Source organism: Delftia sp. SD018 (assembly GCF_017355445.1).
Lineage (GTDB): Bacteria > Pseudomonadota > Gammaproteobacteria > Burkholderiales > Burkholderiaceae_C > Comamonas > Comamonas acidovorans.
In genome coordinates, this window is sequence record NZ_JADDRN010000001.1 from 185,007 (window position 1) to 211,410 (window position 26,404).

Below are 26,404 nucleotides of genomic sequence, written 5' to 3' on the forward strand. Positions count from 1 at the left end.
GGAATCAACATGCTGACTGACGTCAATCTCTGGCCGCTTATCGGAGTGGCCATCATCGTTGCGGGCTTCGTGCTGCGCTTCAATCCCATGCTGGTCGTGATCGTCACGGCCATCGGCACGGCACTGGCGGCGGGCTTCCCCGTCGACAAGGTGCTGGCCACCATTGGCACGGGCTTCATCAAGACGCGCAACCTGCCGCTGATCATCCTGCTGCCGCTGGCCGTGATCGGCCTGCTGGAGCGCCATGGCCTGCGCCAGCACGCGCAAAACTGGATCAGCTCCATCAAGTCGGCCACTGCAGGCCGCCTGCTCATCGTCTACCTGGCCGCACGCCAGCTGACGGCCGCCGTGGGCCTGACCAGCCTGGGCGGGCATCCGCAGATGGTGCGCCCGCTGCTGGCGCCCATGGCCGAAGGTGCGACCCAGTCGCGCTTCGGCATCCTGCCCGCCAAGGTGCGCGACAAGCTGCGCGCCTACTCGGCCGCCACGGACAACGTGGGCCTGTTCTTCGGCGAGGACATCTTCGTGGCCTTCGGCGCCATCGTGCTGATGACCACCTTCCTGAAGGAAGCCGGCATCGAGGTCGAGCCCATCCACGTCGCGCTGTGGGGCATTCCCACGGCCATCTGCGCCTTCGTGATCCATGCCTGGCGCCTGCGCCGCCTGGACCGCATGCTGGAGCGCGAACTGGCCCAGTACAAGGCCGGTGTCGAAGCCGACGCAGCCAACGCCAACGCCACCCAAGCCAAGGGAGCCTGAAATGACGCTGACCATCCAACACCTGTACTACCTGGTCGGCTTCGTCCTGGCCGTCACGGCCGTGATGACGCTGCGCGATGCCAGCAACCCCAAGCGCTGGTCCAGCGGCCTGTTCTGGGCGCTGTATGCAGCCGTCTTCCTGGTGGGCAATGAACTGCCGCCCGTGATCGTGGGCGTGATCGCCGTGGCCATGGCCCTGATCGCCGGCTTCGGCGGCGTGGGCAGCGGCCGCCATGCGCCGCGCAGCGATGCCGAGTACCTGGCCAGCGCCAAGCGCCTGGGCAACAAGCTGTTCGCACCGGCCCTGGCGATTCCGCTGATCACCATGGTGGGCACGCTGAGCGCCTCGCACCTGGTCTTCGGCGGCACGCCCCTGCTGGACCCCAAGGCCACCACGCTGGTGAGCCTGGGCGTGGGCTGCGTGCTGGCGCTGGGCCTGGCCTGCTGGCTGACCCGCGAGACGCCGGCCCAGGGCATGCGCGAATCGCGCCGCCTGACCGATGCGCTGGGCTGGGCTCTGGTCCTGCCCCAGATGCTGGGCATGCTGGGCCTGGTGTTCTCGGACGCCGGCGTGGGCAAGGCCGTGGCCTATGTGACCACCACCTATATCAACATGGACATCCGCTTCGTGGCCGTGGCCGTCTACGTGCTGGGCATGGCGCTGTTCACCGTGGTCATGGGCAACGGCTTCGCGGCCTTCCCCGTGATGACGGGCGGCGTGGGCGTGCCCATCCTGGTCGGCGTCTACCATGGCGACCCGGCCGTGATGGCGGCCATCGGCATGCTCTCGGGCTACTGCGGCACCCTGCTGACGCCCATGGCGGCCAACTTCAACCTGGTGCCCGCCGCGCTGCTGGAGATCGACAAGAATGCCGTGATCCGAGCCCAGGTGCCCACGGCCCTGGCCCTGCTGACCGCCAATGTCTTCCTGCTGTACTTCCTGATGTTCCGTTAAAGGACGGACTGTTGCCATGACCGATTCCACTTCCCCGCGCATCCTGGTGACCGGCTTCGAGCCGTTCGAGCAGGACCCTGTCAATCCCTCGTGGGAAGTGGCGCGTGCCCTGCATGGCGAGATCGTGGCCGGCGCCACCGTCCACGGCCTGCAACTGCGCTGCGTGTTCGGCGAATCGCTGCGCCAGCTGCAGGAGGCGCTGGCGCAGCTGCAGCCGGTGCTGGTCATCAGCCTGGGCCTGGCCGGCGGCCGCAGCGAGTTCACGCCCGAGCGCGTGGCCATCAATATCGACGACGCCCGCATTCCCGACCATGCGGCGCGCCAGCCCGTGGACCAGGTGGTGATCCCGGGCGCGCCCGCCGCGTACTTTTCCACGCTGCCCATCAAGGCCGTGGTGCACAACCTGCGCGCGCGCGGCATTCCGTCTTCCGTGTCCAACACGGCGGGCACCTTTGTCTGCAACCACGTGTTTTTCGCGCTCATGCACTGGCTGGCTCAGGGCAAGGCGGCGCCGGGCGCGCGTGGCGGCTTCATCCACGTGCCGGCCCTGCCCGAGCAGGCAGCGCGCAAGCCGGGCATGCCCAGCATGTGCCTGGCCGACCAGGTGGCTGCCGTGCGCGAGACCATTCGCACGGCCCTGACCGTGACCCAGGATCTGAAGGAAAACGCCGGCCAGCTGCACTGAGAGCCTGTGCACCGAGTCCGGCGAGGAGAGAACGATGAAAATTGACCTGAACAGTGATCTTGGCGAGAGCCTGGGCGGATGGCGCATGGGCGACGACGCCGCCATGCTCGACATCGTCAGCAGCGCCAACGTGGCCTGCGGATTCCATGCCGGCGACCCGGCAGGCATCCTGGAGACGCTCAAGGCCGCCCGCGAGCGCGGCGCCATGGTGGGCGCCCATGTGTCCTATCCCGACCTCGTCGGCTTCGGCCGGCGCAACATGGATGTGGCCAGCGCCGACCTGGTGGCCGGCGTCATCTACCAGATCGGTGCGCTGCAGGGCCTGGCCCGCGTGGCCGGCACCGAGGTGCGCTACGTCAAGCCGCACGGCGCGCTCTACAACACCATCGCCCACGACAGGCGCCAGGCCACCGACGTGATCACCGCCATGCGCGCCATCGACCCCAGCCTGGTGCTGGTGGCGCTGGCCGGCTCGCCCCTGATCGACTGGGCGCGCGATGCGGGCCTGACCGTGGTGGCCGAGGCCTTTGCCGACCGCGGCTACACGCCCGAGGGCACCCTGGTCTCGCGCCGCGATCCGGGCGCCGTGCTGCACGATGTGGACCAGATCGCCGCGCGCATGCTGTCCCTGGTGCGCGACGGCGTGGTCGAGGCCGTCGATGGCAGCCTGGTGCGCATTGCCGCCGACTCCATCTGCGTGCACGGCGACAGCCCCGGTGCCGTGGCCATTGCACGCCACCTGCGCGAACGTTTCGAGCAGGAGGGCGTGCGCATTTCCTCCTTCGTGGGCTGAGGGCACACCATGCGTTTTCTACCCGTCAACCGGCAGGCCCTGATGGTGGAGCTGGCCGATCTCGATGAAACCCTGGCCCTGCTGGGCTCGCTGCAGCGCGAGCCCATCGATGGCGTGCAGGAGCTGGTGCCGGCCGCGCGCACCGTGCTCGTGCAGTTCGCTCCCGCCAGGCTGGGCGTGGCCGAGCTGGTGCGCCGCATTGCCGCGCGCGACCTGGGCCAGCGTGCCGAGCGCAGCAATGTGCTGGTCGAGATTCCCGTGCACTACGACGGCGAGGACCTGGCTGACGTGGCGCAGCTGCTGGGCATCACGCCCGAGGAAGTCGTGCGCCGCCACACGGGCAGCGAGTACGCCGTGGCCTTCACGGGCTTTGCGCCCGGCTTTGCCTACCTCAGCGGGGGCGATCCGATCTTCAACGTGCCGCGCCGCACCACGCCGCGCACGCGCGTGCCGGCCGGCTCCGTGGCGCTGGGCGGCACGTTCAGCGCCGTCTATCCCCAGGCCAGCCCGGGCGGCTGGCAACTGATAGGCCGCACCTCGGCCCGCATGTGGGACCTGGCGCGCGAGCTGCCTGCGCTGCTGCAGCCCGGCTACCGCGTGCGCTTTGTCGATGCGGCCGGCATGGCCCAGGTGGATGAGGCGCCCGCGCCCGCCGTGGCGCAGGCCGCGCCGCATGAAGGCAACGCGCTGCGCGTCAAGGCCACGGGCCTGATGACGCTGTTCCAGGACCGGGGCCGCCTGGGCCAGGCCGGGCAGGGCGTCTCGGCCTCGGGCGCCATGGACCAGGCAGCCTTCAAGGCTGCCAACCGCCTGGTCGGCAATGCCAGCGACCTGGCCGTGCTGGAGACCGTGGGCGGTGGCCTGTCGCTGCAAAGCCAGGGCGAGACCGTGGTCGCCATCACGGGCGCCGATGCGCCCCTGACCGTGACCACCGGGTCCGGCCAGCGCTGGAGCGTGCCGCGCTACCAGGCCGTGGCCCTGGCCGATGGCGACCAGCTGACCGTGGGCCAGCCCGTGGCCGGCGCGCGCTGCTATGTGGCGGTGCGCGGCGGCTTCGCCGTCACGCCCGTGCTGGGCAGCGCCTGCACCGACACCCTGGCGAATGTCGGCCCAGCCGCCCTGGCCGTGGGCCAGGTCCTGCCCGTGCGGCCTGCGGACCGCAAGGCCGTGGCCGCACCCGAGCTGCCGCCCGAGTCCCTTCCCACCACCGGGCAGGACGTGGTGCTGGACGTGGAGCTGGGCCCGCGCACCGACTGGTTCACGCCCGAGGCCGTGGCCCTGCTGGCCGCGCAGCGCTGGCAGGTCACGCCGCAATCGAACCGCGTGGGCCTGCGCGTGGCGGGCGAGCAGCCCCTGGCGCGCGCCGTGGCCGGCGAACTGCCCAGCGAAGGCACGCCGCTGGGCGCCATCCAGGTGCCCCCCAGCGGCCAGCCCGTGCTGTTCCTGGCCGACCATCCGCTGACGGGCGGCTATCCCGTCATCGGCTGCGTGGCGCCGCACCACCTGGATCTGGCCGGCCAGATTCCCGTGGGCGCCTGGATCCGCTTCAACCCCATCCGCGCCTTCGAGGAATACACCCCCGGCGCGCAAGGCTCCAAGAACTGAACGCGGGGAGCGCCCGGTGGCGCCTGCCCGCAACTGAAAGAAGCTGATCATGAAAAAAGTCCTGATTGCCAACCGTGGCGAGATTGCTGTCCGCATCGCCCGCGCCTGCGCCGACTACGGCGTGAAATCCGTGGCCGTCTACGCCGATGCCGACATCGACGCCCTGCACGTGCGCATGGCCGACGAGGCCTATGGCCTGGACGGCGAGCGCCCGGCCGACACCTACCTGAACATCGCCAAGCTCATCGCCATCGCGCACAAGAGCGGCGCCGACGCCGTGCACCCCGGCTACGGCTTCCTGTCCGAAAGCGAAGCCTTTGCGCGCGCCGTGCTGGATGCGGGCCTGCGCTGGATCGGCCCCACGCCCGAGACCATCGCCAAGCTGGGCGACAAGGTCGAGGCGCGCAAGATCGCCCTGCAGGTGGGCGCTCCCCTGGTGGCCGGCACGCCCGACCCCGTCAAGGATGCCGGCGAAGTGCTGGCCTTTGCCCAGCAGCACGGCCTGCCCATCATCATCAAGGCCGCCTTCGGCGGCGGCGGGCGCGGCATGAAGATCGCGTGGCGCATGGACGAGGTGGAGGAGCTCTTTCACTCCGCCGTGCGCGAGGCCGTCACCGCCTTCGGCCGCGGCGAATGCTTTGTCGAGCAATTCCTGGACCGCCCCCGCCACATCGAGGCCCAGGTGCTGGCCGACACCCATGGCAACGTGGTCGTGCTGGGCACGCGCGACTGCTCGCTGCAGCGGCGCAACCAGAAGCTGGTGGAAGAAGCCCCGGCGCCCTTCCTCAGCGACGAGCAGCGCGCCCGCATCCACAGCTCCGCGCGCGACATCTGCGCGGCGGCCGGCTACGTCAGCGCGGGCACGGTGGAATTCCTGCTGAGCCAGACGGGCGCCATCTCCTTCCTCGAAGTCAACACGCGCCTGCAGGTCGAGCACCCCGTGACCGAGCAGACCACGGGCGTGGACCTGGTGATCGAGCAGCTGCGCGTGGCCGACGGCCTGCCCCTGTCCATCACCGAAACCCCGGCGCCGCTGGGCCACTCCATCGAATTCCGCATCAACGCCGAAGACGTGGGCCGCGGCTTCCTGCCCACGCCCGGCCCCGTGGTGCGGTTCGACCCACCCTCGGGCCCCGGCGTGCGCCTGGACACGGGCGTGCAGACCGGCTCGGTCGTGCCCGGCAGCTTCGACTCGCTGATGGCCAAGCTCATCGTCAGCGGCGCCACGCGCGAACAGGCCCTGGCCCGCGCACGCCGCGCGCTGGCCGAGTTCCGCATCGAAGGCCTGTCCTCCGTCCTGCCCTTCCACCGCGCCGTCATCGGCCATGCCGACTTCGTGGGCAACGACGGCTTCAAGGTCCACACGCGCTGGATCGAATCGGACTTCGCCGAGCCCCTGGCCGCCGCCGTGCGTGCCGAGCCGCTGCCCGACGCCAGCCTGGTGCGCTGCGCGGTCGAGATCGACGGGCGCCGGGTGTCGCTGGGCCTGCCTGCGGTGCTGCTGCAGGGGCTGGCATCGGCTGGCGGCGGTGTGGCTGCTTCGCCCGCTGCCGAATCTGCAGTGGACCCCGCTGCCGTCACCTCACCCATTGCAGGGAATCTGCATGCGTGGAAGGTGGCGGATGGCGACACCGTCCAGGAAGGCGATGTGATTGCCGTCATGGAGGCCATGAAGATGGAGATGCAGGTGACTGCGCATCGCAGCGGGGTGGTTGCGTTGGTGGCTGAGGCGGGGAAGGCGCAGGTGCTGGGGGCTGTGATTGCTCGGATTGGGTGATTTCTGGTTGACCTGTTTTTGATTTTGTTGTGCCTCTGGCGGCAGGAGCCGGGTTTCGGCCCGGCGGCCGACCTACTTTCTTATCGCGCGATAAGAAAGTAGGCAAAGAAGCGCGCCCCGAACTGCCCACGACCCTTCGCTTCGCTGCGGGCGACCTGCGTTGGGCTTGATGCGGGGTGCGCCGTGAAACTCGTTGCGCGCTGCGCGCTTCACTCAAACATCACGGCGAGCTAGACAACGAAGCAAGCCTGTCCTTCGACAGGCTTGCCACCCCGCCTCCCGCCCAACGCAGGCGTGGGCAGAAGGGGGGAGGCTGGGGTAGCCAACAGCCAACAGCCAACAGCCAACAGCCGGCGCCATCGCTCCGCTCGGCTTCAAACCGGGGCCGAGCGAAGCGAAGGCCCGTACCAACTCCCCGTATGTCAGCGCCTGCGGCGTGGTGGTTGCGGGGTTGCAGTCCTGCCGAAGGACAGGACTGCTTCGTGATCTGACTCGCTGCGGTTGTCTGAGCGGCGCGCGAAGCGCAAAGCGAGTTCCGCAGCGAACCCCGCAACCGCCACGACGCAGGTTGCCCCGCAGCGAAGCGAAGGGGTCGCGGACATCCGGGTCGCCTTTTCTTGGCCTACCTTCTTTTGGCGAAGCAAAAGAAGGTAGGTCGGCCGCCGGGCCGAGACCCGGCCTCGAAAAACAACCCCCCGGCAGGGATCAGAACAGATCCCTGAACCCATCAGGAAGACTCAGCGCCCACCCTGAAAACTACGCGTGCTGTACAGATCCATCGGCAGCCGCGACAGCAGCGGCAGACCAGACACCGCATCCACCGGCTGCCTCTCGATGTAGTTGAAGAACACATCGGAATCGAGCACGCCAATGTCCAGACGGCGCGCATCAGGCACGGCTGCCAGCGTCTTGTAGCCGTCGCCACCCGTGGCATTGAAGCTCAGCACGAACAGCTTGTACGTGCGCGCCGTATCCAGCGGCTTCCACGTCTTGCTCGCGTTGTCATACACCTCGATGCCCGACACACGCTGGCCGGCCGCCGCTGCCGCATTCACGTCAAAGCGCAGGCCGCCCGTGTAGGGGTAGGGGCCGGTCGTGCCGCTGGGGCCGTAGACGGCCTGCAGGCCGTCCTCGAGCATGCCCTTGACTTCCGTGCCGGTGATGTCCAGGCGGAACAGCTTGTTGCCGAAGGGCAGGACCTGGATGACCTGGGCGGCCGTGGTCTGGCCCAGCAGCGGGATGCGCACGCCGCCGCCGCTTTGCAGGGTGATGTCGGCGCCGCCGTAGTGGCGGTTGGCTTCTTCCAGGTAGGCCTGGGCCACGAGCTGCTGGATGTCGCCGCCGCGCACGCTGACGCTGCCTTCGGCATTGCAGGCGGCGCTGGACTGGCTGTAGTTCATGGTGCCGACGCCGCCGGGCACGCGGCGCGAGCACAGTTCCTGGGGCACGGTGGCGACCTGCTTGAGGTTGAACTGGGCGACCTTGTCCTTGAACGGCTGCAGCGCGGCGGTGGCCTTGGCCGAGGGCGTGGTCACGCGCAGCACGCCGGTGGCGGCGGCGCTGGCCTTGAGAGCGGTCTTTTGCGCATCGGTGGCGGCCTTGCCGGCGATGGTGAAGCTGTCGCCGATCAGCACATGGGGCGTGCCAGTGCACTGGGTGACGCGGCCGTCGGCGTCGAACTGGACCTTGAGGTCACCGACGACCTGGGCGTACTCCCAGGCCTGGACCACGCAGACGGGGCTGCCGTCCTTGTCGGCCAGGCGCGTGGGGTAGGCGCCGCCGGGCGTGCCCACGCCGGTGGTGTTGAGCACGTCGGGGCCGAGCAGGGTGTGCGAGTCGCCGCCCACGACCACGTCCACGCCGCTGAGCTTGGGCACGATCTGGCGGTCGTACTCATAGCCCACATGGCTCATGACGATGATCTTGTTGATGCCCTTGGCGCGCAGCGCGTCGATTTCGCGCTGGGCCGCCGTGACCTCGTCCTCGAAGGTGGTGTCGGCATCGGGGCTGGACGATGCCTTGGTCTTGCCCGCAATGGTCAGGCCGACGATGCCGATCTTCTGGCCGCCGCGCTCCACCACGGTGGAGGGGTTCACATAGCCGGGCGCCTTGGCCGCGTTCAGGGCCGAGTTGGCGCCAAAGCGCACGTTGGCGCTGAGCACGGGCGTCTTGCAGCTGCCTGTGCGCAGGCGGTCCAGGAAGGACTTGAGGCCGCTGTCGCCCTTGTCGAACTCGTGGTTGCCCAGCGTGAAGGCGTCAAAGCAGACGGTGTTCATGAGGGCGGCATCGGCCTCGCCGTCGGCGCCTGCACGGTTGAAGTACAGCGTGCCGGTGAGCGCGTCGCCGGCGTGCAGCTTGAGCACGTTGGGCGACTGCGCGGACAGCTCCTCGATGGCCTGGGTCACGCGCGCAAAGCCTGCGGCGTCCACGGCCACGGCTTCGGCCTTGCCCGTGCCGGCGTCCAGCTGCAGGGTCTTGCTCTTGGACTCCAGCGTGGAGTGGTGATCGTTGATGTGCAGAATGCGCAGCTCCAGCGGCTGGCCTGCGGGCGTGTCGTTGCCGGAGCCGCCGCAACCGGCGATCAGGGCGGAGGCAGCCAGGGCCACGGCCAGCGGGCGCAGGGCGGGGCGATGGGAGGTCAAGGACATGAACGGGTTCTCTCTGTATCGGTTTGTCACGGCCGCCGATGCTGGGCAAGGCTGATGACACGGCGATGAAATCGCCTTGCAGGGGGCTTGACCTTGACATGGTGGCAATCTCTAAAGTGCCTGCATGCGAGAACAAAGGAGTCAGGCAATGAATGCATCGACCAAGGCCGGCATGGCCATAGACCTGCCCGTTCAGGGCATGACCTGCGCCTCCTGCGTGGGGCGTGTGGAACGCGCGCTCAAGAAGCTGCCGGGCGTGCAGGAGGCCGTGGTCAACCTGGCCACCGAAAAGGCCAGCATCCGCTTCGAGGGTGCGGCCGATCTGCCGGCCGCCATTTCCGCCATCGAGAAGGCCGGCTACGAGGTGCCCCAGTCCAGCGTGGAACTGGAGGTGGAGGGCATGACCTGCGCCTCCTGCGTGGGCCGCGTGGAGCGGGCGCTGAAAAAGGTGGAGGGCGTGCAATCGGCCAGCGTGAACCTGGCCACCGAACGTGCAGTGGTGACGCTGGCTGGCAGCGTGGACATGGCGGCCCTGGTGGCTGCGGTACAGAAGGCAGGCTACGAAGCGCGTCCGCTGGGCGCCAGCGCGAACCCGGCCAGTGAAGGCGGCGCTGCGCAGTCGCCGGCCGAAGACGGCACGGAGCAGCGCCAGGCGCGCGAGAGGGCCTCGCTCAAGCGCTCGCTGGTCGTGGCCACGGTGTTTGCTTTGCCGGTGTTCGTGCTGGAGATGGGCGGCCACATGGTGCCGGCCTTCCACCACTGGGTGGGGCAGGCCATCGGCACCCAGAACAGCTGGTATCTGCAGTGCCTGCTGTCGGCCATCGTGCTGTTCGGGCCGGGCCTGCGCTTTTTCCAGAAGGGCATTCCCGCGCTGCTGCGCGGCGCGCCCGACATGAATTCGCTGGTGGCCGTGGGCACCTCGGCGGCCTTTGCCTATTCGCTGGTGGCCACCTTCGTGCCGCAGTGGCTGCCGGCCGGCACGGTGAATGTGTATTACGAGGCGGCGGCCGTGATCGTGGCGCTGATCCTGCTGGGCCGCTTCATGGAGGCGCGCGCCAAGGGCAATACCTCCGAAGCCATCCGCCGCCTGGTGCGACTGCAGGCCAAGACGGCGCGCGTGCGCAAGGATGGCGCCGTGCAGGAGGTGGACATCGCCACCGTGCGTGCGGGCGACACCATCGAGGTGCGGCCCGGAGAGCGCATTCCCGTCGATGGCGAGGTCATCGAGGGCAACAGCTTCGTCGACGAATCCATGATCAGCGGCGAGCCCGTGCCCGTCGAGAAAACCCCGGGTGCCGAACTGGTCGGCGGCACGGTGAACCAGAACGGCGCGCTGGCCTTTCGCGCCACCAAGGTGGGCGCGGACACGCTGCTGGCGCAGATCATCCGCATGGTCGAGCAGGCCCAGGGCTCCAAGCTGCCCATACAGGCGCTGGTGGACCAGGTCACCATGTGGTTCGTGCCGGCCGTGATGGCCGTGGCCCTGCTGACCTTCGGCGCCTGGCTGGCCTGGGGGCCGTCGCCCGCACTGAGCTTTGCGCTGGTCAATGCCGTGGCCGTGCTCATCATCGCCTGCCCCTGTGCCATGGGCCTGGCCACGCCCACCTCCATCATGGTGGGCACGGGCCGGGCCGCGCAGATGGGCGTGCTGCTGCGCAAGGGCGAGGCGCTGCAGACCTTGAAAGACGCCCGCGTGGTGGCCGTGGACAAGACCGGCACGCTGACGCGAGGCCGCCCCGAGCTGACCGACCTGGTGCTGGCCCCCGGCTTCGAGGGCGAGCGCAGCCGCGTGCTGGCGCTGGTGGCGGCCGTGGAGGACCGCTCAGAGCACCCGATTGCACGCGCCATCGTGGATGCTGCCAAGGCCGAGGATCTGCCGCTGGGTGCCGTGGATCGCTTTGAATCGGTGACAGGCTTTGGCGTGCGCGCCCAGGTGGACGGCGTGCGCGTGGAGATCGGTGCCGACCGCTTCATGCGCGAGCTGGGCCTGCAGGTGGACACGCTGGCAGACGAGGCCGCGCGCCTGGGCGACGAAGGCAAGACGCCGCTGTATGCCGCGGTGGACGGACGCTTGGCCGCCATGATCGCCGTGGCCGATCCCATCAAGGACAGCACGCCGGCCGCCATTGCCGCCCTGCACGCCCTGGGCCTGAAGGTGGCCATGATCACCGGCGACAACCGCCGCACGGCCGAGGCCATTGCGCGGCAGCTGGGCATCGACGAGGTGGTGGCCGAGGTGCTGCCCGGCGGCAAGGTCGATGCCGTCAAGCGCCTGAAGGCCGAGCACGGCACGCTGGCCTATGTGGGCGACGGCATCAACGACGCGCCGGCCCTGGCCGAGGCCGATGTGGGCCTGGCCATCGGCACGGGCACGGACATCGCCATCGAGGCGGCCGACGTGGTGCTGATGTCAGGCGACCTGGGCGGCGTGCCCAATGCGATCGCGCTGTCCAAGGCCACCATGGCCAATATCCGCCAGAACCTGTTCTGGGCCTTTGCCTACAACGTGGCACTGATCCCCGTGGCCGCGGGCCTGCTGTACCCCGTCAACGGCACGCTGCTGTCGCCCGTGTTCGCGGCCGGGGCCATGGCGCTGTCCAGCGTCTTCGTGCTCAGCAACGCGCTGCGCCTGCGGCGTTTCAATCCGCCGCTGGCGGCAGGGCGTTGAACGACGAAGGCAGTCAGCCGGGCAGCTTGGGGACTTCGATGAAGTCGTCCAGGCTCAGGCCTTTTTCCTTGAGCAGGGCCTCGAGCACGGGCTGCAGGCGGCCCAGGCTTTGCTGCACGGTCTCGCGCACCGTGTCCACCACGACCTGGGTGCTGCGGTCGATCTCCACATTGAGCAGGTCGCCCACGCCCTTGGACTCGAACACGGTCATGCGGCGCGTCTCGGGGATCAGCCAGACCTCGAACCAGCCCGCCTGGCGGTCCACCTCGGACACCGTGAGGCTGGCGCCGTTGATGGCGATGTAGCCCTTGGCGAACACGTAGTGGCGAAAGCCCTCGGGAATGCCGAAGCGGATGCGGTGGTTGGTGTCGCTGGAGGCCACTTCCAGCACGGGCGAGGTGAAATCCACATGGCCTGACAGCGGGTGGCCGCCGATCTCGGCGCCATCCTTTGCCGCGCGCTCCACATTGACGCGCCCGCCCACGGCATAGCCGCCCAGCGTGGTGATGTTCAGGCTTTGCAGCATCACATCGAACGTGGCGCGCGTGGGCGAGAGGATCTCGGTCACCGTCAGGCACACGCCGTCGGTGGAGACGCTGGCGCCGATGGCCAGGTCCTGGCAGAAGCCTTCGGGAAAGTCGAGGGTGAAGGTGCGCAGGCCGTTCTGGTCGCGCAGCGCGGCAATGCTTGCCACGGCCTGGATGATGCCGGTGAACACGATGTGGGATTCCTTGGAGCCGCCCGTGCGGCGGCGAAGCGGGTATTTTGCATCGCGGCGCTGCGCTGCGCTGCGGGGGCGCAGGCCGGCGTGTCCCTGCGGGCATCAGGCCGGTGCTGCTGCCTCTTCCCACCAGCCGCTGAGCAGGGCTGGAGGCCGCTGCGCCGCATGCACCCAGGCACAGGACGGCCAGGCATCCTGCTGCACGTTCATGCCCGCGTAGATGCCGTAGCCGGGGCCGGCCGCGATCTCGCCTTCGGCATGCAGGGTCTCGCCCGCGCGGATGCTGCAGGCCGCACGGATGTCGCCCAGCGCACGCATGCCCCAGTCCACCTCGATGTGGCTGCCGCCTTCCACGTCGGCGCCAGCGTACAGGCCGTGGCCCAGCTCGATCAGGCCGCTGGCGCGGATGCTGCCGCCCGCGCGCAGGCCCTTGCCGCAGCGGATGGCGCCTTGCACCTCGATGTCCTGGCCGGCCTGGGCGCCGCCGGCCAGGCGCAGGTCGGCGCCGCAGCGCAGCTCCCAGCCGGCGCGCACGTCCTCGGCGCGCAGTTCCTCGTGCACGTCCACGCTCCAGGCGGCCTTGACCAGGCCGCCGGCCTGCAGCGGGCCGCTGCAAAAGATGGCGCCGCCACTGTGCAGGTCCTGGCCGGCCTCGATGCGGCCGGCGTGGATGCCGGCGCCGGCCTGCAGTGTGCGGCCCACGGCCAGCAGGCCGGGCACGCGCAGCTCGCCATGCACGACGACGCTGCCCGAGAACACCAGGGCATCGGCCTCCAGGTGATCGACCTCCAGCACGGCGTCGGTGGGGCCGAACTGGTTCATGAGCCAGCGCGCGTCCTCGACGCGGCCATCGCCCACCAGGGCATCGAGCACGCGCTGGTAGTCGTTGCCGTCATGGCGGTTGCGCACGAACCAGCGAAAGCCCGCCGCGCAGGGGCTTTTGGCACGCAGAAAGTTTTGGGAGAGTTCCATGTCCATCATCGGCTCCGGGGTCAAGGCGGCTGCGCCATGCGGCGGCGCGGCCGAAAAGGCGTGCAGGCCAGGGAGGTGCGGGGCGTGGGCCGGCAGCTCCTGGCATGCGCTTCGCATGCGGGATTCGCTGCGGGGGCCGTGCGGGAAGCTGGGGGTGGACCTCAGGCTTTCCGCACGGCGGCGGAAAGCAGGGCCGTGAAGCCGCACAGGCTGATGAAGGCCGTGGGCACGCCGTGCACGCGCTGCGGCCGCTGCGCGCGCAAGGCGGTGCAGCGGGTCGGGGCGTGGCGGAAAAGGCGTGTATGGGCCATGGACAGGGGCAGGAGCAGCCGCGATTATGCCGCGAGGCCATTTGCGCACGGGGGCATGGGGCCGTGTACAGGACGGGGCTTCGTTGCTTTGGGTAACATCACGGACCCTGCGGGCGCCCGGTGGAGGACCATCGGCGCCCGGTTGCCCTGCTGCGCGGCGATCGGCCCGGCAGGGTCCTCTCGCCAAGAGAAGCCCATGAATTCCAAGACTCCCCCCTCGTTCCTGAGCCGCATCGCCATCGCGATCGGCAGTTTCTTCGCCATCCTCGGCAACGGCCGCCTGGCCGCCGATGTGTCCCGCCTGCGCGACGGCGAGCCGCTGGCCGCCGACGTGCCGCCCCCCGCACCCAAGGAGGTGCGCGTGGAGGTGCCCGTGGACCGGATCGTCGAGGTCCGTGTCGAGGTGCCTGTCGAGAAGGTGGTCGAGAAAGTGGTTGAAAAGCGTGTCGAGGTGCCGGTCGAGAAGATCGTCGAAAAGACCATCGTGGAGCCGGCCGCACCCGCTGGCACCGCCGCCCTGCAGCTGCTGGGCCTGCTGCAGCGCGAGGCGCGCTTCGTGGACTTCGTGCAGGAAGACGTGGCCGGCTATGCCGACGCCGAGATCGGCGCCGCAGCGCGCGTGGTGCACGAGGGCTGCCGCAAGGTGCTGCGCGAGCATTTCAGCATCGCCCCCGTGCGTGCCGAGGCCGAAGGCAGCCGCGTCACGCTGGCCGCAGGCTTTGATGCCGCCGCCGTGCGCCTGACGGGCAACGTGGTCGGCCAGGCACCCTTCACGGGCACGCTGGGCCACCGCGGCTGGCGCGTGGACGATGTGCGCCTGCCCCAGCTCACCGATCACAAGGCTGCCGCCATCGTGGCCCAGGCCGAGGTGGAGCTGTGAGCATGGACCAGTCCCGTCAATCCTCCCAGGCGCGCTACAGCATCGGCATCGACCTGGGCACCACGCATTGCGCGCTCTCCTATGTGGACCGCCAGGCCAGCGATGGCGAGAAGGTGGAGCAGGGCGTGCTGGACATTCCCCAGCTCACCGGCCCCTCCAGCGTGGAGGCGCGCCCGCTGCTGCCGTCCTTCCTTTACCTGCCGCATGAAAGCGAGCTGACTGCGGCCGACATGGCCCTGCCCTGGGGCGCCAGCCAGGACTTCGTGGTGGGCGAGTTCGCGCGATCGCGCGGCGCGGCCACGCCGATCCGGCTGGTGTCCAGCGCCAAGAGCTGGCTGTGCCATCCGGGCGTGGACCGCCGCTCGCCCCTGCTGCCGGCCGATGCGCCCGAGGAGGTGCACCGCGTCTCGCCGCTGACCGCCTCCATCCGCTACCTGTCGCACCTGCGCTGGGCCTGGGAGCAGGCCCATCCCGAGGCGCCGTTCGACGCCCAGGACGTGACGGTGACCATTCCCGCCTCGTTCGACCCGGCCGCGCGCGAGCTGACGGCCGAGGCCTGCCGCGCGGCGGGCTTCCAGAAGCTCACGCTGCTGGAGGAACCCCAGGCTGCGCTGTACAGCTGGATCCAGGCCAGCGGCGGCCAGTGGCGCAAGCAGGTGCAAAGCGGCGAGATCATCCTCGTCGTGGACGTGGGCGGCGGCACCACCGACCTGTCGCTGATCGCCGTGCTGGAAAAGGACGGCGGCCTGGAGCTGCAGCGCGTGGCCGTGGGCGAGCACATCCTGCTGGGCGGCGACAACATGGACCTGGCCCTGGCCTACGGCGTGGCGCGCAAGCTGGCCCAGGAGGGCAAGCAGCTCGACGCCTGGCAGACCCGCGCCCTGGCCCATGGCTGCCGCCAGGCCAAGGAGCAGTTGCTGGCCGATGCCTCGCTGCAGTCCGTGCCCGTGGTCGTGCCCAGCCGGGGCAGCAAGCTCATCGGCGGCAGCGTCCGCACCGAGGTCACGCGTGACGAGGTGCTGCAGATGCTGGTGGAAGGCTTCTTCCCGCGCGCCGCCGTCTCCGACAAGCCCCAGACCCGCGCGCGCGCCGCGCTGACCCAGCTGGGCCTGCCGTATGCGCAGGACGCGGCCGTCACGCGCCACCTGGCGGCCTTCCTCTCGCGCCAGGCCGGCGCCACCGAGCAGATCGAAGGCCTCAAGGGCACGCAGCCCGAGGGCGCATCCTTCCTGCATCCCTCGGCCATCCTGTTCAACGGCGGCGTGCTCAAGGCGCCGCAGATCGAGCAGCGCATCCTGGAAGTCGTCAACGGCTGGCTGGCCGGCGAGGGCGCGCAACCTGCGCGCCTGCTGGATGGCGCCAACCTCGATCTGGCCGTGGCGCGCGGCGCCGCCTACTTCGGCCATGTGGCGGCTGCGGGCCGTGGCGTGCGCATCCGTGGCGGCACGGCGCAGAGCTATTACGTGGGCGTGGAAAGCAACATGCCCGCCATCCCCGGCATGGAGCCGCCCATCTCGGCCCTGTGCCTGGCGCCCTTCGGCATGGAAGAGGGCACCGAGGTGGCGCTGGACACGCAGGAATTCGGCCTGGTCGTGGGCGAGCCCGTGCGCCTGCGCTTTTTCGGCTCCTCCGTGCGCCGCGCCGACCAGGTCGGCACCGTGCTGGACTTCTGGGGCCCAGAGGAACTGGTCGAGCTGCAGGAGATCGAGGCCCACCTGCCCGCCGAAGGCCGTGCGCCCGGCGAGATCGTGCCCGTCACCCTGCATGCGCGCGTGACCGACATCGGCACGCTGGAGCTCAACGCCGTGCCCGTGGGTGGCGAAGAACGCTGGAAGGTGGAGTTCGACGTGCGGGCCGATGTAGCGTAGCCCGCCCCGGCGGCAGGCCCGGACCGGGCCGCGCACCGTGCCATGTATTGACTGCCGATATGCCTGATACCGCCGCCTCCGAATCTTCCGCCCCCGCTCCCGTGTCCGGTGCAGCCCACATCGTGGGCATCGACCTGGGCACCAGCCACACCGTGGTGGCGCATGTGTCCGTAGGCGGCACGGCGGCCGACATCGCCTTGCTGCTCGTGGCGCAGCGCGTCTCGGCCAGCGAGGTGGCGGCCCAGGTGCTGCTGCCCTCGGCGCGCTACCAGGCAGCGCCCGGCGAGCTCGGCGATGCCTGGCAGCAGCCCTGGGTGGCACTGGGCGCCGATGCGCAAGCGCCTGCCGTCAATGGCCGCTGGGCGCGTGACCTGGGCGCGGCCGTGCCGTCGCGCCTGGTGGCCAGTGCCAAGAGCTGGTTGTCGCATGCGGGCGTGGATCGCACGGCGGCCATCCTGCCCTGGGGCGCGCCCGAAGAGGTGGCCCGGCTGTCTCCGCTGCAGGCCTCGGCCAGCTACCTGGACCATGTCCGGCAGGCCTGGGACCGCACGCACCCCGGCGCGCCGCTGCGGGACCAGCTGGTCGTGCTGACCGTGCCGGCCTCGTTCGACGAAGGCGCGCGCGCACTCACGCTGGAGGCCGCGCAGCTGGCCGGCCTGCCTGCGGTGCAATTGCTGGAGGAACCCAAGGCCGCCTTCCATGACTGGCTGGTGCTGCAGGGCAAGCATCTGGCGGCCGAGCTGGCGCACTGCCGCCTGGTGCTGGTGGTGGATGTGGGCGGCGGCACCACCGACCTGACCCTGATCCGCGTGCAGCCCGGTGAAGCTGGAGGCCTGCCCGTGCTGACACGCACGGCCGTGGGCGAGCACCTGATGCTGGGCGGCGACAACATGGACCTGGCGCTGGCCCATCGGCTGGAGCCGCAGTTCGCCCCGCCCGGCGAGCGTCTGCCCGCCGCACGCTTCGCCCAACTGGTGCAGCGCTGCCGCATGGCCAAAGAACAGTTGCTGGCCGACGATGCGCCCGAGTCCGTGGCCGTGACCCTGCTGGGCGGCGGATCGAAGCTGCTGGCGCAGACGCGCACGGCCACGCTGCGCCGCGACGAGGTGCGCGAGGCCGTGGTCGAAGGCTTCATGCCGCTGGCCGGCCTGCAGGATCTGCCCACCCGGCGCCAGGGCGCTTTGCGCGGCCTGGGACTCCCATATCCTGCCGATGCGGCGATCACGCGGCACCTGGCGCAGTTCCTCGCGCAGCACGCGGCTGGGGATTTGCCCGATGCGGTCCTGCTCAATGGTGGCGTCTTCCACGCCCATGCGCTGGCCCAGCGGCTGGTGGCGCAACTGCAGGCCTGGCGCGGCCAGCCGCTGCGCCTGCTGCACAACCCGCATCCCGACTGGGCCGTGGCGCGCGGCGCGGCGGCGCATGGCCTGGCCATGCATGTCCAGAGCCGTCCGTCTGAGGATCTGCCGGAATCGGAGGATGCCCGGACGGTGCCCGCCCCGGTACCGCGCATCGGCGGTGGCTCGCCGCGCAGCTACTGGCTGGTCCTGCCCGAGAAGGCGGGTGCCGCACCACAGGGCGTCTGCCTGCTGCCGCGCGGCACGGAAGAGGGCGTGCGCATCGTGCTCTCCGGCCGGCGCTTTGCGCTGCGCCTGGGCCAGGCCGTGCGCTTTTCCCTGGTGGCCAACAGCCTGGCGGCGGCGCCTGCGCAGGCCGGACGCATCGCGGCGCTCGACGGCGAGGGCTGGGTCGAGCTGCCCGCCCTGTCCACCGTGCTGCCTGCGCCCGAAGGCCGTGACAAGGCCCAGGTCGAGGTGCAACTGCAGGCCTGCATGACCGAGGTCGGCACGCTGGAGGTGCGCTGCGTGGCCGCCGACGATGCGCAGCGCCAGTGGCTGCTGCCGTTCAGTGTGCGCGGTGCGCTGGCCGCAGATGCGCAGGACAGCGGCGATCGTTCTGCCCGGCAGGGCCGGCTGGCCGACGCCGTGGCCCTGATCGAGCGCATCTTCGGCAGCCAGGCGCAGGAGGTGACGGCCAAGGAGGTCCGCCAGTTGCGCCAGTCGCTGGAGCGACGGCTGGGCCCGCGCGAGGACTGGGACCTGCCGCTGCTGCGCGCACTGTTCGACGCCCTGCTGGCCCGCGCCAGGCGCCGCCGCCGCACGGCCGAGCACGAGCGCGTCTGGCTGAACCTGGCAGGCTGGTGCCTGCGCCCCGGCGTGGGCGCCGAGCTGGACGGCTGGCGCATGCAGCAGGTCTGGCAACTGCATGACCAGGGCCTGGGCCATGGCGGCGAGGCGGCCAACCGCACCGAATGGTGGGTCTTCTGGCGCCGCGTGGCCGCGGGCCTGGATGAGGCCCGGCAGATGGAGCTGCTGGAAGAGGTTGCCGGCCACATGCAAAAGGCCGTGCAGCAGTCCACGCAGCGCAGCCAGGGCAAGTCCGCCCATGGCAGCTACGACGACATGCTGCGCCTGTTCGCCGCCATGGAGGCCGTGCCCTGGCAGTACCGCCAGGAAATGGGCCAGTGGATGCTGCAGCGGCTGAAACACCCCGGTGAATCCGTGCAGACCTGGTGGGCCATAGGCCGGCTGGCCGCGCGCATGCCGCTGGCCGCCAACGCCCACCGCGTCATGCTGCCCGAGGCTGCGCAGGAGTTCCTGGACGCCACCCTGGCCCAGGACTGGCGCCGCAATGAAACCGCCATGTTCGCCGCCGTGCAGATGGCCCGCATGACGGGCGACCGTGCGCTGGACCTGTCCGATACCCAGCGCTCCCTGGTGCTGGAGCGGTTGCGCGGCGCCGGTGCACCGCAGCGCTGGATCGACCTGGTGGAACAGGTTCAGCGGATGGACGCCCAGGATGCGAAGCGCAGCTTTGGGGATAGCCTGCCGCCGGGGCTGGTGCTGGTGGGGTGAGGGCTGTTGCCCCAAGAAGAAGGCCCCGCACTGCGGGGCCTTTTTCTTGGGGAGGCACTGCAGCAAGTGCAGTGCGCTGTGCTTACTGCGAGTTCCAGACGTAGTAGGCGACACCTTCGTACTTGAAAACGGGATAGCTGGCGATCACGAAATCACGTTCGGCCGCGTTGACGGTGTAGAAATGCGCGCCTGTCTGCAGGTTGTAGAAGCGGAACATGGGCACGGTGCCATTGCCGGCAGCCGTCTGTGCGTACCAGGACGTGCCCTCGCTCTTGAAGCTGGGGTAGGTTGCGAGCACGTAGTCACGTTCAGGCTGGCTGATGGTGAAGAAGTGTGCGCCGGAGGCCGTGTTGAAGAAACGAAATACCGGGTTCAGGCCCTGCTGCGGCTGGGTGGACGCATAGAAGGCCACGTTCTCGTACTGGAAGGCCGGGTAGGTTGCCACCACATAGTCGCGCTCGGAAGCGCTGGCGGTATAGAAGTGAGCGCCGGTCTGGCGGTTGAAGAAGCGGTAGATGGCCGTGCGGGCCTGTCCGGTGCCGGTGTCGACGCCGCCCGTGCCCGTGTCTGCAGCAAGCCACTTCTGCACATTGGGGAAGAGCAGGTCAAAGCGTCCATAGATCGAGTTGCCACCCGTGCGCGAGCAGGTCTGGTCGTCGCCGCCGTAGAGCGTGCCGACCAGCAGGCCATTCAGGAACAGGCCAGAGCCGCTGCTGCCCGGCTGTGTCAGCCCCTGGTCCCAATTCACGCTGAGGTAGCCGCCATCGCGGTACCGGCAGGTCATGGTGGCATCGCTGGAGGGTTCGCAGGCCAAGGAGCGGTCATAGGTGCCGAAGCTGATCTTCTGCAGGTCGCCACGCGGGTGGTGTATGCCTACCACCTTGGCGCCACTGGTCAGGGCCTGGGTGGACCAGCCGGCAAAGACGGCGCCTGCAGGGGCGGCTTCGTTGAGCCGCAGCAAGCTGCCGTCATAGGTGGCGGTGGCGTACAGCAGGGTGGCGCCGTTGCGCAGCGTGCGCGAGGCCGACGACAGCGTGCGGCTGTTGCACGAGGGCGTGCGGTAGAACCACGAAGTCTCCAGCGTGGAGGCCACGGTCTGGGTGCTGATGCAATGGTTGGCCGTGATGAAGTAGGGCGTGCCGGAGCCTGCCTTGTCGTTGATCAGCGTGCCCGAGCACACATAGCCCTGGCCGTTCTGGACATAGAACATGCGCGCCACGGCGTTGCGCTGCGCGCTGTAGGCGTCATAGCAGGTGGAGTCCAGGTGGCATGACAGGGACTCGTTGAGCTGGGCCGAGAACACGTTCTCGCCCTCCAGCGGCAGCGACAGGTTCTCGTACACGTGCATGACGCGCGGAATGGCCAGTCGCAGCGCATCGGCGGGCGTGCCGGGCGGCAGGTCGATCTCCAGGGTGACCTCGTCACCGCCGCTGTCGGGTGTCCACCAGGTGCGGCCATCGGCGCTGGCATCGCCTGCGTCCTTGTTGGCCTGCAGCAGTTGGAGCACGCGCTGGCCCGAAATTTCATAGGCGCCGGCGCGGTCGCCCTGGGCATAGATGCGCAGCAGGGCGCTGCCGGGCAACTGCTCGATTTCCACGCCCAGGCGAATGCCGTAGGCACCTTCGGAGCGCACGCTGACTGCGGCAATCAGCCCGCCGTCGGCCGAGGTCTGCCATTGCAGTTGCCCGCCCAGGGCCTGGGTGGTGGCGGTCTGGCTGCTGGGGCGCTGTGCGCCCACCTGCAGGGCGCCGCCCACAGCGGCCGAGGCGGCTCGCACATCCTTCCAGGTGCCCAGTTCCACGCGCAGCGGCGTGGGGGTGACGGCTGCGGGGGAAGACATGCTGCGTGAAGCCAGGAACTCCCGAGGCGTGTCCTGCGGCTGGACGCGCGAGTCCACGCTCATGCGAGGGATGAACTGAGGCACATCGGCGGCGCCCTCCTGCCCCCATGCCAGCCCCAGGCTGCCTGCCAGGGCGAGCGCCAGCGCGACGCTGCGCAAACCCCTGCGCGCAGTGGTGTCGAAAAGATCGGTCATGAGCTCCCTCTCAACGGATTGGTGGATATTGCGAAACCCGGGCATTTTAGGTGTTGTGTGCGTGACAGCCCGGTGACGGCACCGCCGTCTGGCGCTTCCTAGAATGGTCGCTGCGCTGCAGCGGCAGCCGGGTGCGGACACTGCGAGCGCCGTGCCTGCCCCACACATCTGCCCCCTGTCATCTACCAAGGATCTGATCCAGCATGAGCCATTCCTACTCCGACACCCAACTCCTGATCGACGGCCAATGGCAGGACGCCGCCAGCGGCAAGAAGATTCCCGTGCGCAACCCGGCCAGCGGCGAAGTCATCGGCCATGTGGCCCATGCCGACGTGGCCGACCTGGACCGTGCGCTGGCCGCAGCGCAGCGCGGTTTCGAGGTCTGGCGCAATGTCTCCGCCCATGAGCGCGGCGCCGCCATGCGCCGTGCCGCCGCCCTGCTCAAGGAGCGCGCCGACGAGATCGCCGCGCTCCTGACGCAGGAGCAGGGCAAGCCCGTGGCCGAGGCCAAGGGCGAAATCCTGGCCGGCGTGGGCATCATCGAATGGTTTGCCGACGAGGCGCTGCGCGTGTATGGTCGCATCGTGCCCTCGCGCCGCCCCGAGGTGCAGCAGCTGGTGATCAAGGAGCCCGTGGGCCCCGTGGCCGCCTTCACGCCCTGGAACTTCCCCGTCAACCAGATCGTGCGCAAGATCGGCGCGGCGCTGGCCACGGGCTGCTCCTTCCTGTGCAAGGCGCCCGAGGAAACGCCGGCTGCGCCCGCAGCCCTGTTCAAGTGCTTTGTCGATGCCGGCGTGCCGGCCGGCGTGGTGGGCCTGGTGTTCGGTGATCCGGCCCAGATTTCCTCCTACCTGATTGCCCATCCCGTGATCCGCAAGGTCACGTTCACCGGCTCCACCGCAGTGGGCAAGCAGCTGGCGGCGCTGGCCGGCCAGCACATGAAGCGCTCGACCATGGAGCTGGGCGGCCACGCGCCGGTCATCGTGGCCGAGGATGCCGACGTGGCCCTGGCCGTGAAGGCCGCAGGCGCGTCCAAGTTCCGCAACGCGGGCCAGGTCTGCATCTCGCCCACGCGCTTTCTGGTGCACAACAGCGTGCGCGAGGAATTCACGCGCGCCATGGTCGCCCATGCCGAAGCCCTCAAGGTCGGCGATGGCCTGGTCCAGGGCACGCAGATGGGCCCGCTGGCTAATCCGCGCCGCGTCACGGCGCTGTCCCATCTGATCGAGGATGCGCAAAAGCAGGGCGCCAAGCTGCTCACGGGCGGTGCCTCGCTGGGCGGCGCGGGCAACTTCTTCGCTCCCACGGTGCTGGGCGACGTGCCGCTGAGCGCCGAGATCTTCAACCAGGAGCCCTTCGGCCCCGTGGCCGCCATCCGCGGCTTCGACGATCTGGGCGAGGCCATTGCCGAGGCCAACCGCCTGTCCTACGGCCTGGCGGCCTATGCGTTCACGCGCTCCATCAAGACGGCCCACCAGCTGGCCCAGCAGGTCGAGACCGGCATGCTGTGGATCAACCAGCCGGCCGTGGCTTCGGCCGAGATGCCGTTCGGCGGCGTCAAGGATTCGGGCTATGGCTCCGAGGGCGGCCCCGAGGCGCTGGAGGCCTATCTGGTCGCCAAGGCCGTGTCGATCGCGGCGGTGTAAGACAGGCATCTGCCCCATGGACTAGGCCGTCCCACTCGCGTGGGACGGCCTTTGTTTTCATGGGGCGGCAACGCCCGACGTGGCGACCCCTGGTATGCGGTAGACGACGAGCACGTACTTTGAAAGGCTCTGGCGCTCAACCTCCACGCCACCCAGCCCCTGGGCAATGCGCCGGCTGGCGGTATTGGGCTCGGCCACCGGATAGCGCAAGGACTGTGGCGCAAAGGTCGCTCGGGCCCATGCTGCCAGCGCGGCCACGGCCTCGCGGCCGTAGCCCTGGCCATGCACGTCCTCGCGTATCCAGATCCCGAGTTCGAGCTCGGCGTCGCGCGCGCGGTGCAGGCCCAGCAGGCCGGTGAATCGGCCTGACGTGCGCTCGCGCAGCGTGAAGTTGAAATCCGTGCCGGCTGCGATCTCCTGCAGCCATCCGCGCCAGACCGCCTCGAACTCGGCAGGCGTCGACGCCGGCTCGAAGGACAGGTAGCGCGTCAGCGTGGGCGTGATGCAGGCAAAGGCCTCATCGGCATCGGCGGCAGTGAAGGGGCGCAGCGCCAGGCGCTGTGAGGTGATGGTGGTGTCGCTCCACGACATGGATGCTTTCCTTGCAACAGGGGGACAGAGAGCGTGGGGCGCTGCCGGCCTGGGCTAGCCATTCTGGCATGGGTCCGTGCTTCAACCGGCGTTGCGGAAGAAGGCTTCATGCTGCGCGATCTCATGCGAGGCATGGCGCAGCTGGCGCGCCTGGTCGGGATGGCGTTCGGCCACGCGCTGCGCCAGCGCGCGCAAAAGCGGCGGGCACTGGCCGGGCGCCTGCTGCAGCCGCTGCAGGCGCAGCAGCGCGGCGCGCACGGCGCGGGCGGTGCCGTCGCCCAGGGCCGCTTCCCCGGACAGCTGGTGCAGCGCCTGGATGGCGCGGCCCACATGCAGGGCGGCCAGGCCGCACTCCGCTGCCTGCGCACCCAGCTGCCCTCCGGCCTGCTCCGACATGCGCACCAGGCGCAGCAGCCGGTGGTACAGGCGGGCGCGCCAAATGCGGCCATCGCGCGCATGGCCGGGCGTGGCGGCCATGTCCTGCAGCTCGTGGACCATCATGGAGCGCAGGCTTTGCAGCCGGCCCTGCAGCGTGACCGGCAGGATGAAGCGGTAGGCCGCCCAGCCAGCCAGCGGCCCGGACACCACGGCCAGCCCCAGGGCCAGCGCATGGCCGAAGCTGGCCGTCTGCGGGTAGTGGGGCTGCAGCAGGAGCAGCAGCACCATGTTGCAGTCATAGCCCGAGAGCGCGGTGCGCTGGTGCGAGAACAGCAGCGCGCCCACGTAGACAAAGGGCAGCATCAGCCACACCAGGCCCGCCTGGCTGCTGGCGAACGGCCAGACCAGCCACTGGCAGGCCAGGGCCACCAGCACGCCCAGGGCCTGGCCCAGGGTCACATGGCGCATGGTGGCCGAAGGGTTCTCGAAGCCAGAGAACACGGTCAGCATGATGGACATGCCCAGCAGCATGTAGGCACCGCCGCTCCAGCCCGTCACCACCCACAGCAGGCCCACGATGGCGATGGCCGCGCTGGCGCGCAGCATGGCGCGGCGCGCGCCCAGCCAGTCGCTGTGCAGCACCACCGGCCATTGGCGGGCGCGGTGGCCGGGCGGCAGGGCCACGTCATGGGTGGCGGCCAGGTGGGCCTGCAGCGCAAAGCCCATCGGGGCCAGCATGTCGGCTGCACCGGGCCAGGCCACAGCGGCCTCGCGTGCGCGCACCAGGGCCGCCGCGGCCTCGTGCAACTGCACGCGGGTCTCCAGCGCCAGGGCGGCTTCGCGCAGCGCCTGCGCTGCGGCCAGGGCCTGCGCCTCGCCAAAGGCCGCAGGCGGCTCCTGCGACGGTGCATCGCGCAGCCACAGCAGGGCCGAGATCTGGGCATTCATGAGCCGGCGCAGCGCGTGCACGGCCTCGCGCGAGCGCTGCGATCCTGCGGCGTGCGGGTCCAGCCCCTCCTCGATCACCGCCATGGCCAGCAGGCGGGCGGCGATCTCCTGCGAGCCCAGGGACGCACGGCCGCGCGCCTGCAGGCTGTCGGCCATATCACGCAGCAGTTGCGCGAACAGCTGGCGCACCTCGGCATTGCCGGGAATGCCGCTGCCCTTGGGCGTGAACAGCCAGCCCACGAGCAGGGCTGCGAACACGCCGGTCAGCGCGGTGAACAGCCGGTCCCAGCCCAGGGCGAAGACCTGGTCGGGATGGGCGAAGTCCAGCAGCGCGACCATGGCCGCCGAATAGCCGGACAGCATGGTGCCGTAGGCCACGAAGCTGCGCTGCAGATTGCCCACGCCCGCGCACAGGCCCAGCCACACGGCCAGGCCCAGCACCAGCCACAGCAGGTTTCCCTGGGCCAGCAGCACCAGGCCCACGCCCACGGCCGTGCCGGCCACGGTGCCTGCGACCCGGAAAAAGCTTTTTTCGAGCAGTTGCCCGCGCAGCGGCTGGGATGCGGCCCAGGTGGCCATGGCAGCCCACTGCGGATGCTCCAGCCCCAGCTGCCAGGCAGCCAGCAGAGCCAGGCAGGCTGCAAAGGCCGTGCGCAGATGCTGGCGCAGGCGCACGGGGTCGAAGCCCCAGCGGACCGAGGCCTGCAGCAGGCGGCCATAGGCATCGTGGAGGGCGCTCATGGCGCGCCTTCCGTGCGCAGCGCGGCCATGCGCGCCTGGATCTTGGCCATGCCGGCCAGCATGGCCTCGACCTCGGCATCGTCCAGGTCTTGCAGCATGGCCAGCTCGGCCTGCAGCATGGTGGCGCGCACGCGGTCCACGGCGCCGTTGCCTTCATCGGTCAGGAAGATGCGCTTGCTGCGCCGGTCGCCGGGGTCGGCACGGCGTTCCACCCAGCCGTGGCCTTCCAGAATATCGAGCAGGCGCACCAGGCTGGAGCCGTCCAGCCCCACGCGCTCGGCCAGTTCCTTTTGCGTGACGCCGTCGCCCCAGGCGCGCAGGTGGATCAGCGGTGCCCAGGTGGCATCGGTCAGGCCGTCGGCCAGCAGTTGCTCCTCGACCTGGCGGCGCCACTGGCGTACCAGGGTGACCATGAGAAAGCCGAGACGGGCGCGGGGAGGGGCAGAGGCAAAGGACATGCCTCGATTATCTTTGCAATGCAATTAATTTGCATTGCAAATTAATTGTG

At 69.8% G+C, this 26,404-nt stretch carries 19 protein-coding genes; 11 read left to right on the plus strand and 8 right to left on the minus strand.

The features are described from left to right. Positions 1-9: 9 nt before the first annotated feature. Genes INR38_RS00865 through INR38_RS00890 form a run of 6 tightly spaced genes read left to right on the plus strand, consistent with a single transcriptional unit; the run spans position 10 to position 6,574 of the window. Entirely contained in the window at positions 10-759 is a 750-nt protein-coding gene (locus tag INR38_RS00865; protein ID WP_012207528.1) for a DUF969 domain-containing protein, read from the plus strand. A gap of 1 nt (position 760) precedes the next feature. After that, complete coding sequence (locus tag INR38_RS00870) at positions 761-1,714, plus strand: DUF979 domain-containing protein (RefSeq protein ID WP_099752793.1); 954 nt, start codon at positions 761-763, stop codon at positions 1,712-1,714. Positions 1,715-1,730: 16 nt separating this feature from the next. Continuing rightward, on the plus strand, positions 1,731-2,399 hold the full coding sequence (gene pcp, locus INR38_RS00875; protein WP_207441558.1) for a pyroglutamyl-peptidase I: 669 nt from the start codon (positions 1,731-1,733) through the stop codon (positions 2,397-2,399). Positions 2,400-2,433: 34 nt separating this feature from the next. Next, a complete protein-coding gene (locus tag INR38_RS00880) occupies positions 2,434-3,192 on the plus strand; it encodes a 5-oxoprolinase subunit PxpA (protein ID WP_012207525.1) in 759 nt (252 codons plus the stop codon). Between the two features lie 9 nt (positions 3,193-3,201). Then, a complete protein-coding gene (locus tag INR38_RS00885; RefSeq protein ID WP_043825616.1) occupies positions 3,202-4,797 on the plus strand; it encodes an urea amidolyase family protein in 1,596 nt (531 codons plus the stop codon). 49 nt (positions 4,798-4,846) lie between these two features. Then, on the plus strand, positions 4,847-6,574 hold the full coding sequence (locus tag INR38_RS00890) for a biotin carboxylase N-terminal domain-containing protein (protein ID WP_207441559.1): 1,728 nt from the start codon (positions 4,847-4,849) through the stop codon (positions 6,572-6,574). Positions 6,575-7,311: 737 nt separating this feature from the next. On the opposite strand, the gene INR38_RS00895 is transcribed toward INR38_RS00890, so the two are convergent. Then, positions 7,312-9,222 (minus strand): 5'-nucleotidase C-terminal domain-containing protein, encoded by a 1,911-nt coding sequence (locus INR38_RS00895; protein ID WP_207441560.1) that lies wholly within the window; start codon positions 9,220-9,222, stop codon positions 7,312-7,314. Between the two features lie 148 nt (positions 9,223-9,370). Here INR38_RS00895 and INR38_RS00900 point away from each other — a divergent pair, with 148 nt between their 5' ends. Then, positions 9,371-11,890, plus strand: a complete 2,520-nt coding sequence (locus tag INR38_RS00900; protein ID WP_207441561.1) for a heavy metal translocating P-type ATPase — start codon at positions 9,371-9,373, stop codon at positions 11,888-11,890. A gap of 13 nt (positions 11,891-11,903) precedes the next feature. Here INR38_RS00900 and INR38_RS00905 read toward each other — a convergent pair whose 3' ends face one another. From INR38_RS00905 to INR38_RS00915, 3 genes are all read right to left on the minus strand, one after another. Beyond that, the gene (locus tag INR38_RS00905; RefSeq protein ID WP_013800626.1) at positions 11,904-12,608 is read right to left on the minus strand and encodes a riboflavin synthase; all 705 of its coding nucleotides are present in this window, start codon (positions 12,606-12,608) and stop codon (positions 11,904-11,906) included. A gap of 105 nt (positions 12,609-12,713) precedes the next feature. After that, positions 12,714-13,589 carry a hypothetical protein gene (locus tag INR38_RS00910; protein WP_065346807.1) on the minus strand — a complete coding sequence of 292 codons (876 nt, stop codon included), beginning with the start codon at positions 13,587-13,589 and terminating at the stop codon, positions 12,714-12,716. A gap of 155 nt (positions 13,590-13,744) precedes the next feature. Then, positions 13,745-13,894, minus strand: coding sequence for a hypothetical protein (locus tag INR38_RS00915; protein ID WP_013800628.1), 150 nt, complete (start codon positions 13,892-13,894; stop codon positions 13,745-13,747). A gap of 196 nt (positions 13,895-14,090) precedes the next feature. Here INR38_RS00915 and INR38_RS00920 point away from each other — a divergent pair, with 196 nt between their 5' ends. The 3 genes from INR38_RS00920 to INR38_RS00930 are packed head-to-tail and all read left to right on the plus strand — an operon-like array spanning position 14,091 to position 19,557. Further along, a complete protein-coding gene (locus tag INR38_RS00920) occupies positions 14,091-14,774 on the plus strand; it encodes a DUF2760 domain-containing protein (protein WP_043782922.1) in 684 nt (227 codons plus the stop codon). A 2-nt stretch (positions 14,775-14,776) separates the two neighbouring features. After that, the gene (locus tag INR38_RS00925) at positions 14,777-16,642 is read left to right on the plus strand and encodes an Hsp70 family protein (protein ID WP_207441563.1); all 1,866 of its coding nucleotides are present in this window, start codon (positions 14,777-14,779) and stop codon (positions 16,640-16,642) included. 59 nt (positions 16,643-16,701) lie between these two features. Next, positions 16,702-19,557, plus strand: coding sequence for an Hsp70 family protein (locus INR38_RS00930; RefSeq protein ID WP_207441564.1), 2,856 nt, complete (start codon positions 16,702-16,704; stop codon positions 19,555-19,557). Between the two features lie 82 nt (positions 19,558-19,639). Here the strand turns inward: INR38_RS00930 and INR38_RS00935 are convergent, their stop codons facing one another. Beyond that, positions 19,640-21,592 (minus strand): trypsin-like serine protease, encoded by a 1,953-nt coding sequence (locus INR38_RS00935; protein ID WP_123690261.1) that lies wholly within the window; start codon positions 21,590-21,592, stop codon positions 19,640-19,642. A 203-nt stretch (positions 21,593-21,795) separates the two neighbouring features. On the opposite strand from INR38_RS00935, the gene INR38_RS00940 reads away from it, so the two are divergent. After that, positions 21,796-23,238: an NAD-dependent succinate-semialdehyde dehydrogenase gene (locus INR38_RS00940; protein WP_207441566.1), complete on the plus strand. Its 1,443-nt coding sequence runs from the start codon at positions 21,796-21,798 to the stop codon at positions 23,236-23,238. A 57-nt stretch (positions 23,239-23,295) separates the two neighbouring features. Here the strand turns inward: INR38_RS00940 and INR38_RS00945 are convergent, their stop codons facing one another. The 3 genes from INR38_RS00945 to INR38_RS00955 all read right to left on the minus strand — a co-directional run bounded on the left by INR38_RS00945 (position 23,296) and on the right by INR38_RS00955 (position 26,354). Then, positions 23,296-23,829 carry a GNAT family N-acetyltransferase gene (locus INR38_RS00945; protein WP_207441568.1) on the minus strand — a complete coding sequence of 178 codons (534 nt, stop codon included), beginning with the start codon at positions 23,827-23,829 and terminating at the stop codon, positions 23,296-23,298. Positions 23,830-23,910: 81 nt separating this feature from the next. Next, positions 23,911-25,896 carry an FUSC family protein gene (locus tag INR38_RS00950; protein WP_207441569.1) on the minus strand — a complete coding sequence of 662 codons (1,986 nt, stop codon included), beginning with the start codon at positions 25,894-25,896 and terminating at the stop codon, positions 23,911-23,913. Then, positions 25,893-26,354 (minus strand): MarR family transcriptional regulator, encoded by a 462-nt coding sequence (locus INR38_RS00955; RefSeq protein WP_012207511.1) that lies wholly within the window; start codon positions 26,352-26,354, stop codon positions 25,893-25,895. Before INR38_RS00955 ends, INR38_RS00950 begins: the two co-directional genes overlap by 4 nt. Between the last annotated feature and the right edge of the window lie 50 nt (positions 26,355-26,404).

Bases quoted from the DNA above. Each gene is read 5' to 3' on its own strand.
- INR38_RS00945 (WP_207441568.1), bottom strand. From the start codon at position 23,829: ATGTCGTGGAGCGACACCACCATCACCTCACAGCGCCTGGCGCTGCGC.
- INR38_RS00900 (WP_207441561.1), top strand. From the start codon at position 9,371: ATGAATGCATCGACCAAGGCCGGCATGGCCATAGACCTGCCCGTTCAG.
- INR38_RS00935 (WP_123690261.1), bottom strand. From the start codon at position 21,592: ATGACCGATCTTTTCGACACCACTGCGCGCAGGGGTTTGCGCAGCGTC.
- INR38_RS00920 (WP_043782922.1), top strand. From the start codon at position 14,091: ATGAATTCCAAGACTCCCCCCTCGTTCCTGAGCCGCATCGCCATCGCG.
- INR38_RS00870 (WP_099752793.1), top strand. From the start codon at position 761: ATGACGCTGACCATCCAACACCTGTACTACCTGGTCGGCTTCGTCCTG.
- INR38_RS00930 (WP_207441564.1), top strand. From the start codon at position 16,702: ATGCCTGATACCGCCGCCTCCGAATCTTCCGCCCCCGCTCCCGTGTCC.
- INR38_RS00950 (WP_207441569.1), bottom strand. From the start codon at position 25,896: ATGAGCGCCCTCCACGATGCCTATGGCCGCCTGCTGCAGGCCTCGGTC.
- INR38_RS00955 (WP_012207511.1), bottom strand. From the start codon at position 26,354: ATGTCCTTTGCCTCTGCCCCTCCCCGCGCCCGTCTCGGCTTTCTCATG.
- INR38_RS00925 (WP_207441563.1), top strand. From the start codon at position 14,777: ATGGACCAGTCCCGTCAATCCTCCCAGGCGCGCTACAGCATCGGCATC.
- pcp (WP_207441558.1), top strand. From the start codon at position 1,731: ATGACCGATTCCACTTCCCCGCGCATCCTGGTGACCGGCTTCGAGCCG.
- INR38_RS00895 (WP_207441560.1), bottom strand. From the start codon at position 9,222: ATGTCCTTGACCTCCCATCGCCCCGCCCTGCGCCCGCTGGCCGTGGCC.
- INR38_RS00940 (WP_207441566.1), top strand. From the start codon at position 21,796: ATGAGCCATTCCTACTCCGACACCCAACTCCTGATCGACGGCCAATGG.
- INR38_RS00885 (WP_043825616.1), top strand. From the start codon at position 3,202: ATGCGTTTTCTACCCGTCAACCGGCAGGCCCTGATGGTGGAGCTGGCC.
- INR38_RS00880 (WP_012207525.1), top strand. From the start codon at position 2,434: ATGAAAATTGACCTGAACAGTGATCTTGGCGAGAGCCTGGGCGGATGG.
- INR38_RS00865 (WP_012207528.1), top strand. From the start codon at position 10: ATGCTGACTGACGTCAATCTCTGGCCGCTTATCGGAGTGGCCATCATC.
- INR38_RS00915 (WP_013800628.1), bottom strand. From the start codon at position 13,894: ATGGCCCATACACGCCTTTTCCGCCACGCCCCGACCCGCTGCACCGCC.
- INR38_RS00890 (WP_207441559.1), top strand. From the start codon at position 4,847: ATGAAAAAAGTCCTGATTGCCAACCGTGGCGAGATTGCTGTCCGCATC.
- INR38_RS00910 (WP_065346807.1), bottom strand. From the start codon at position 13,589: ATGGACATGGAACTCTCCCAAAACTTTCTGCGTGCCAAAAGCCCCTGC.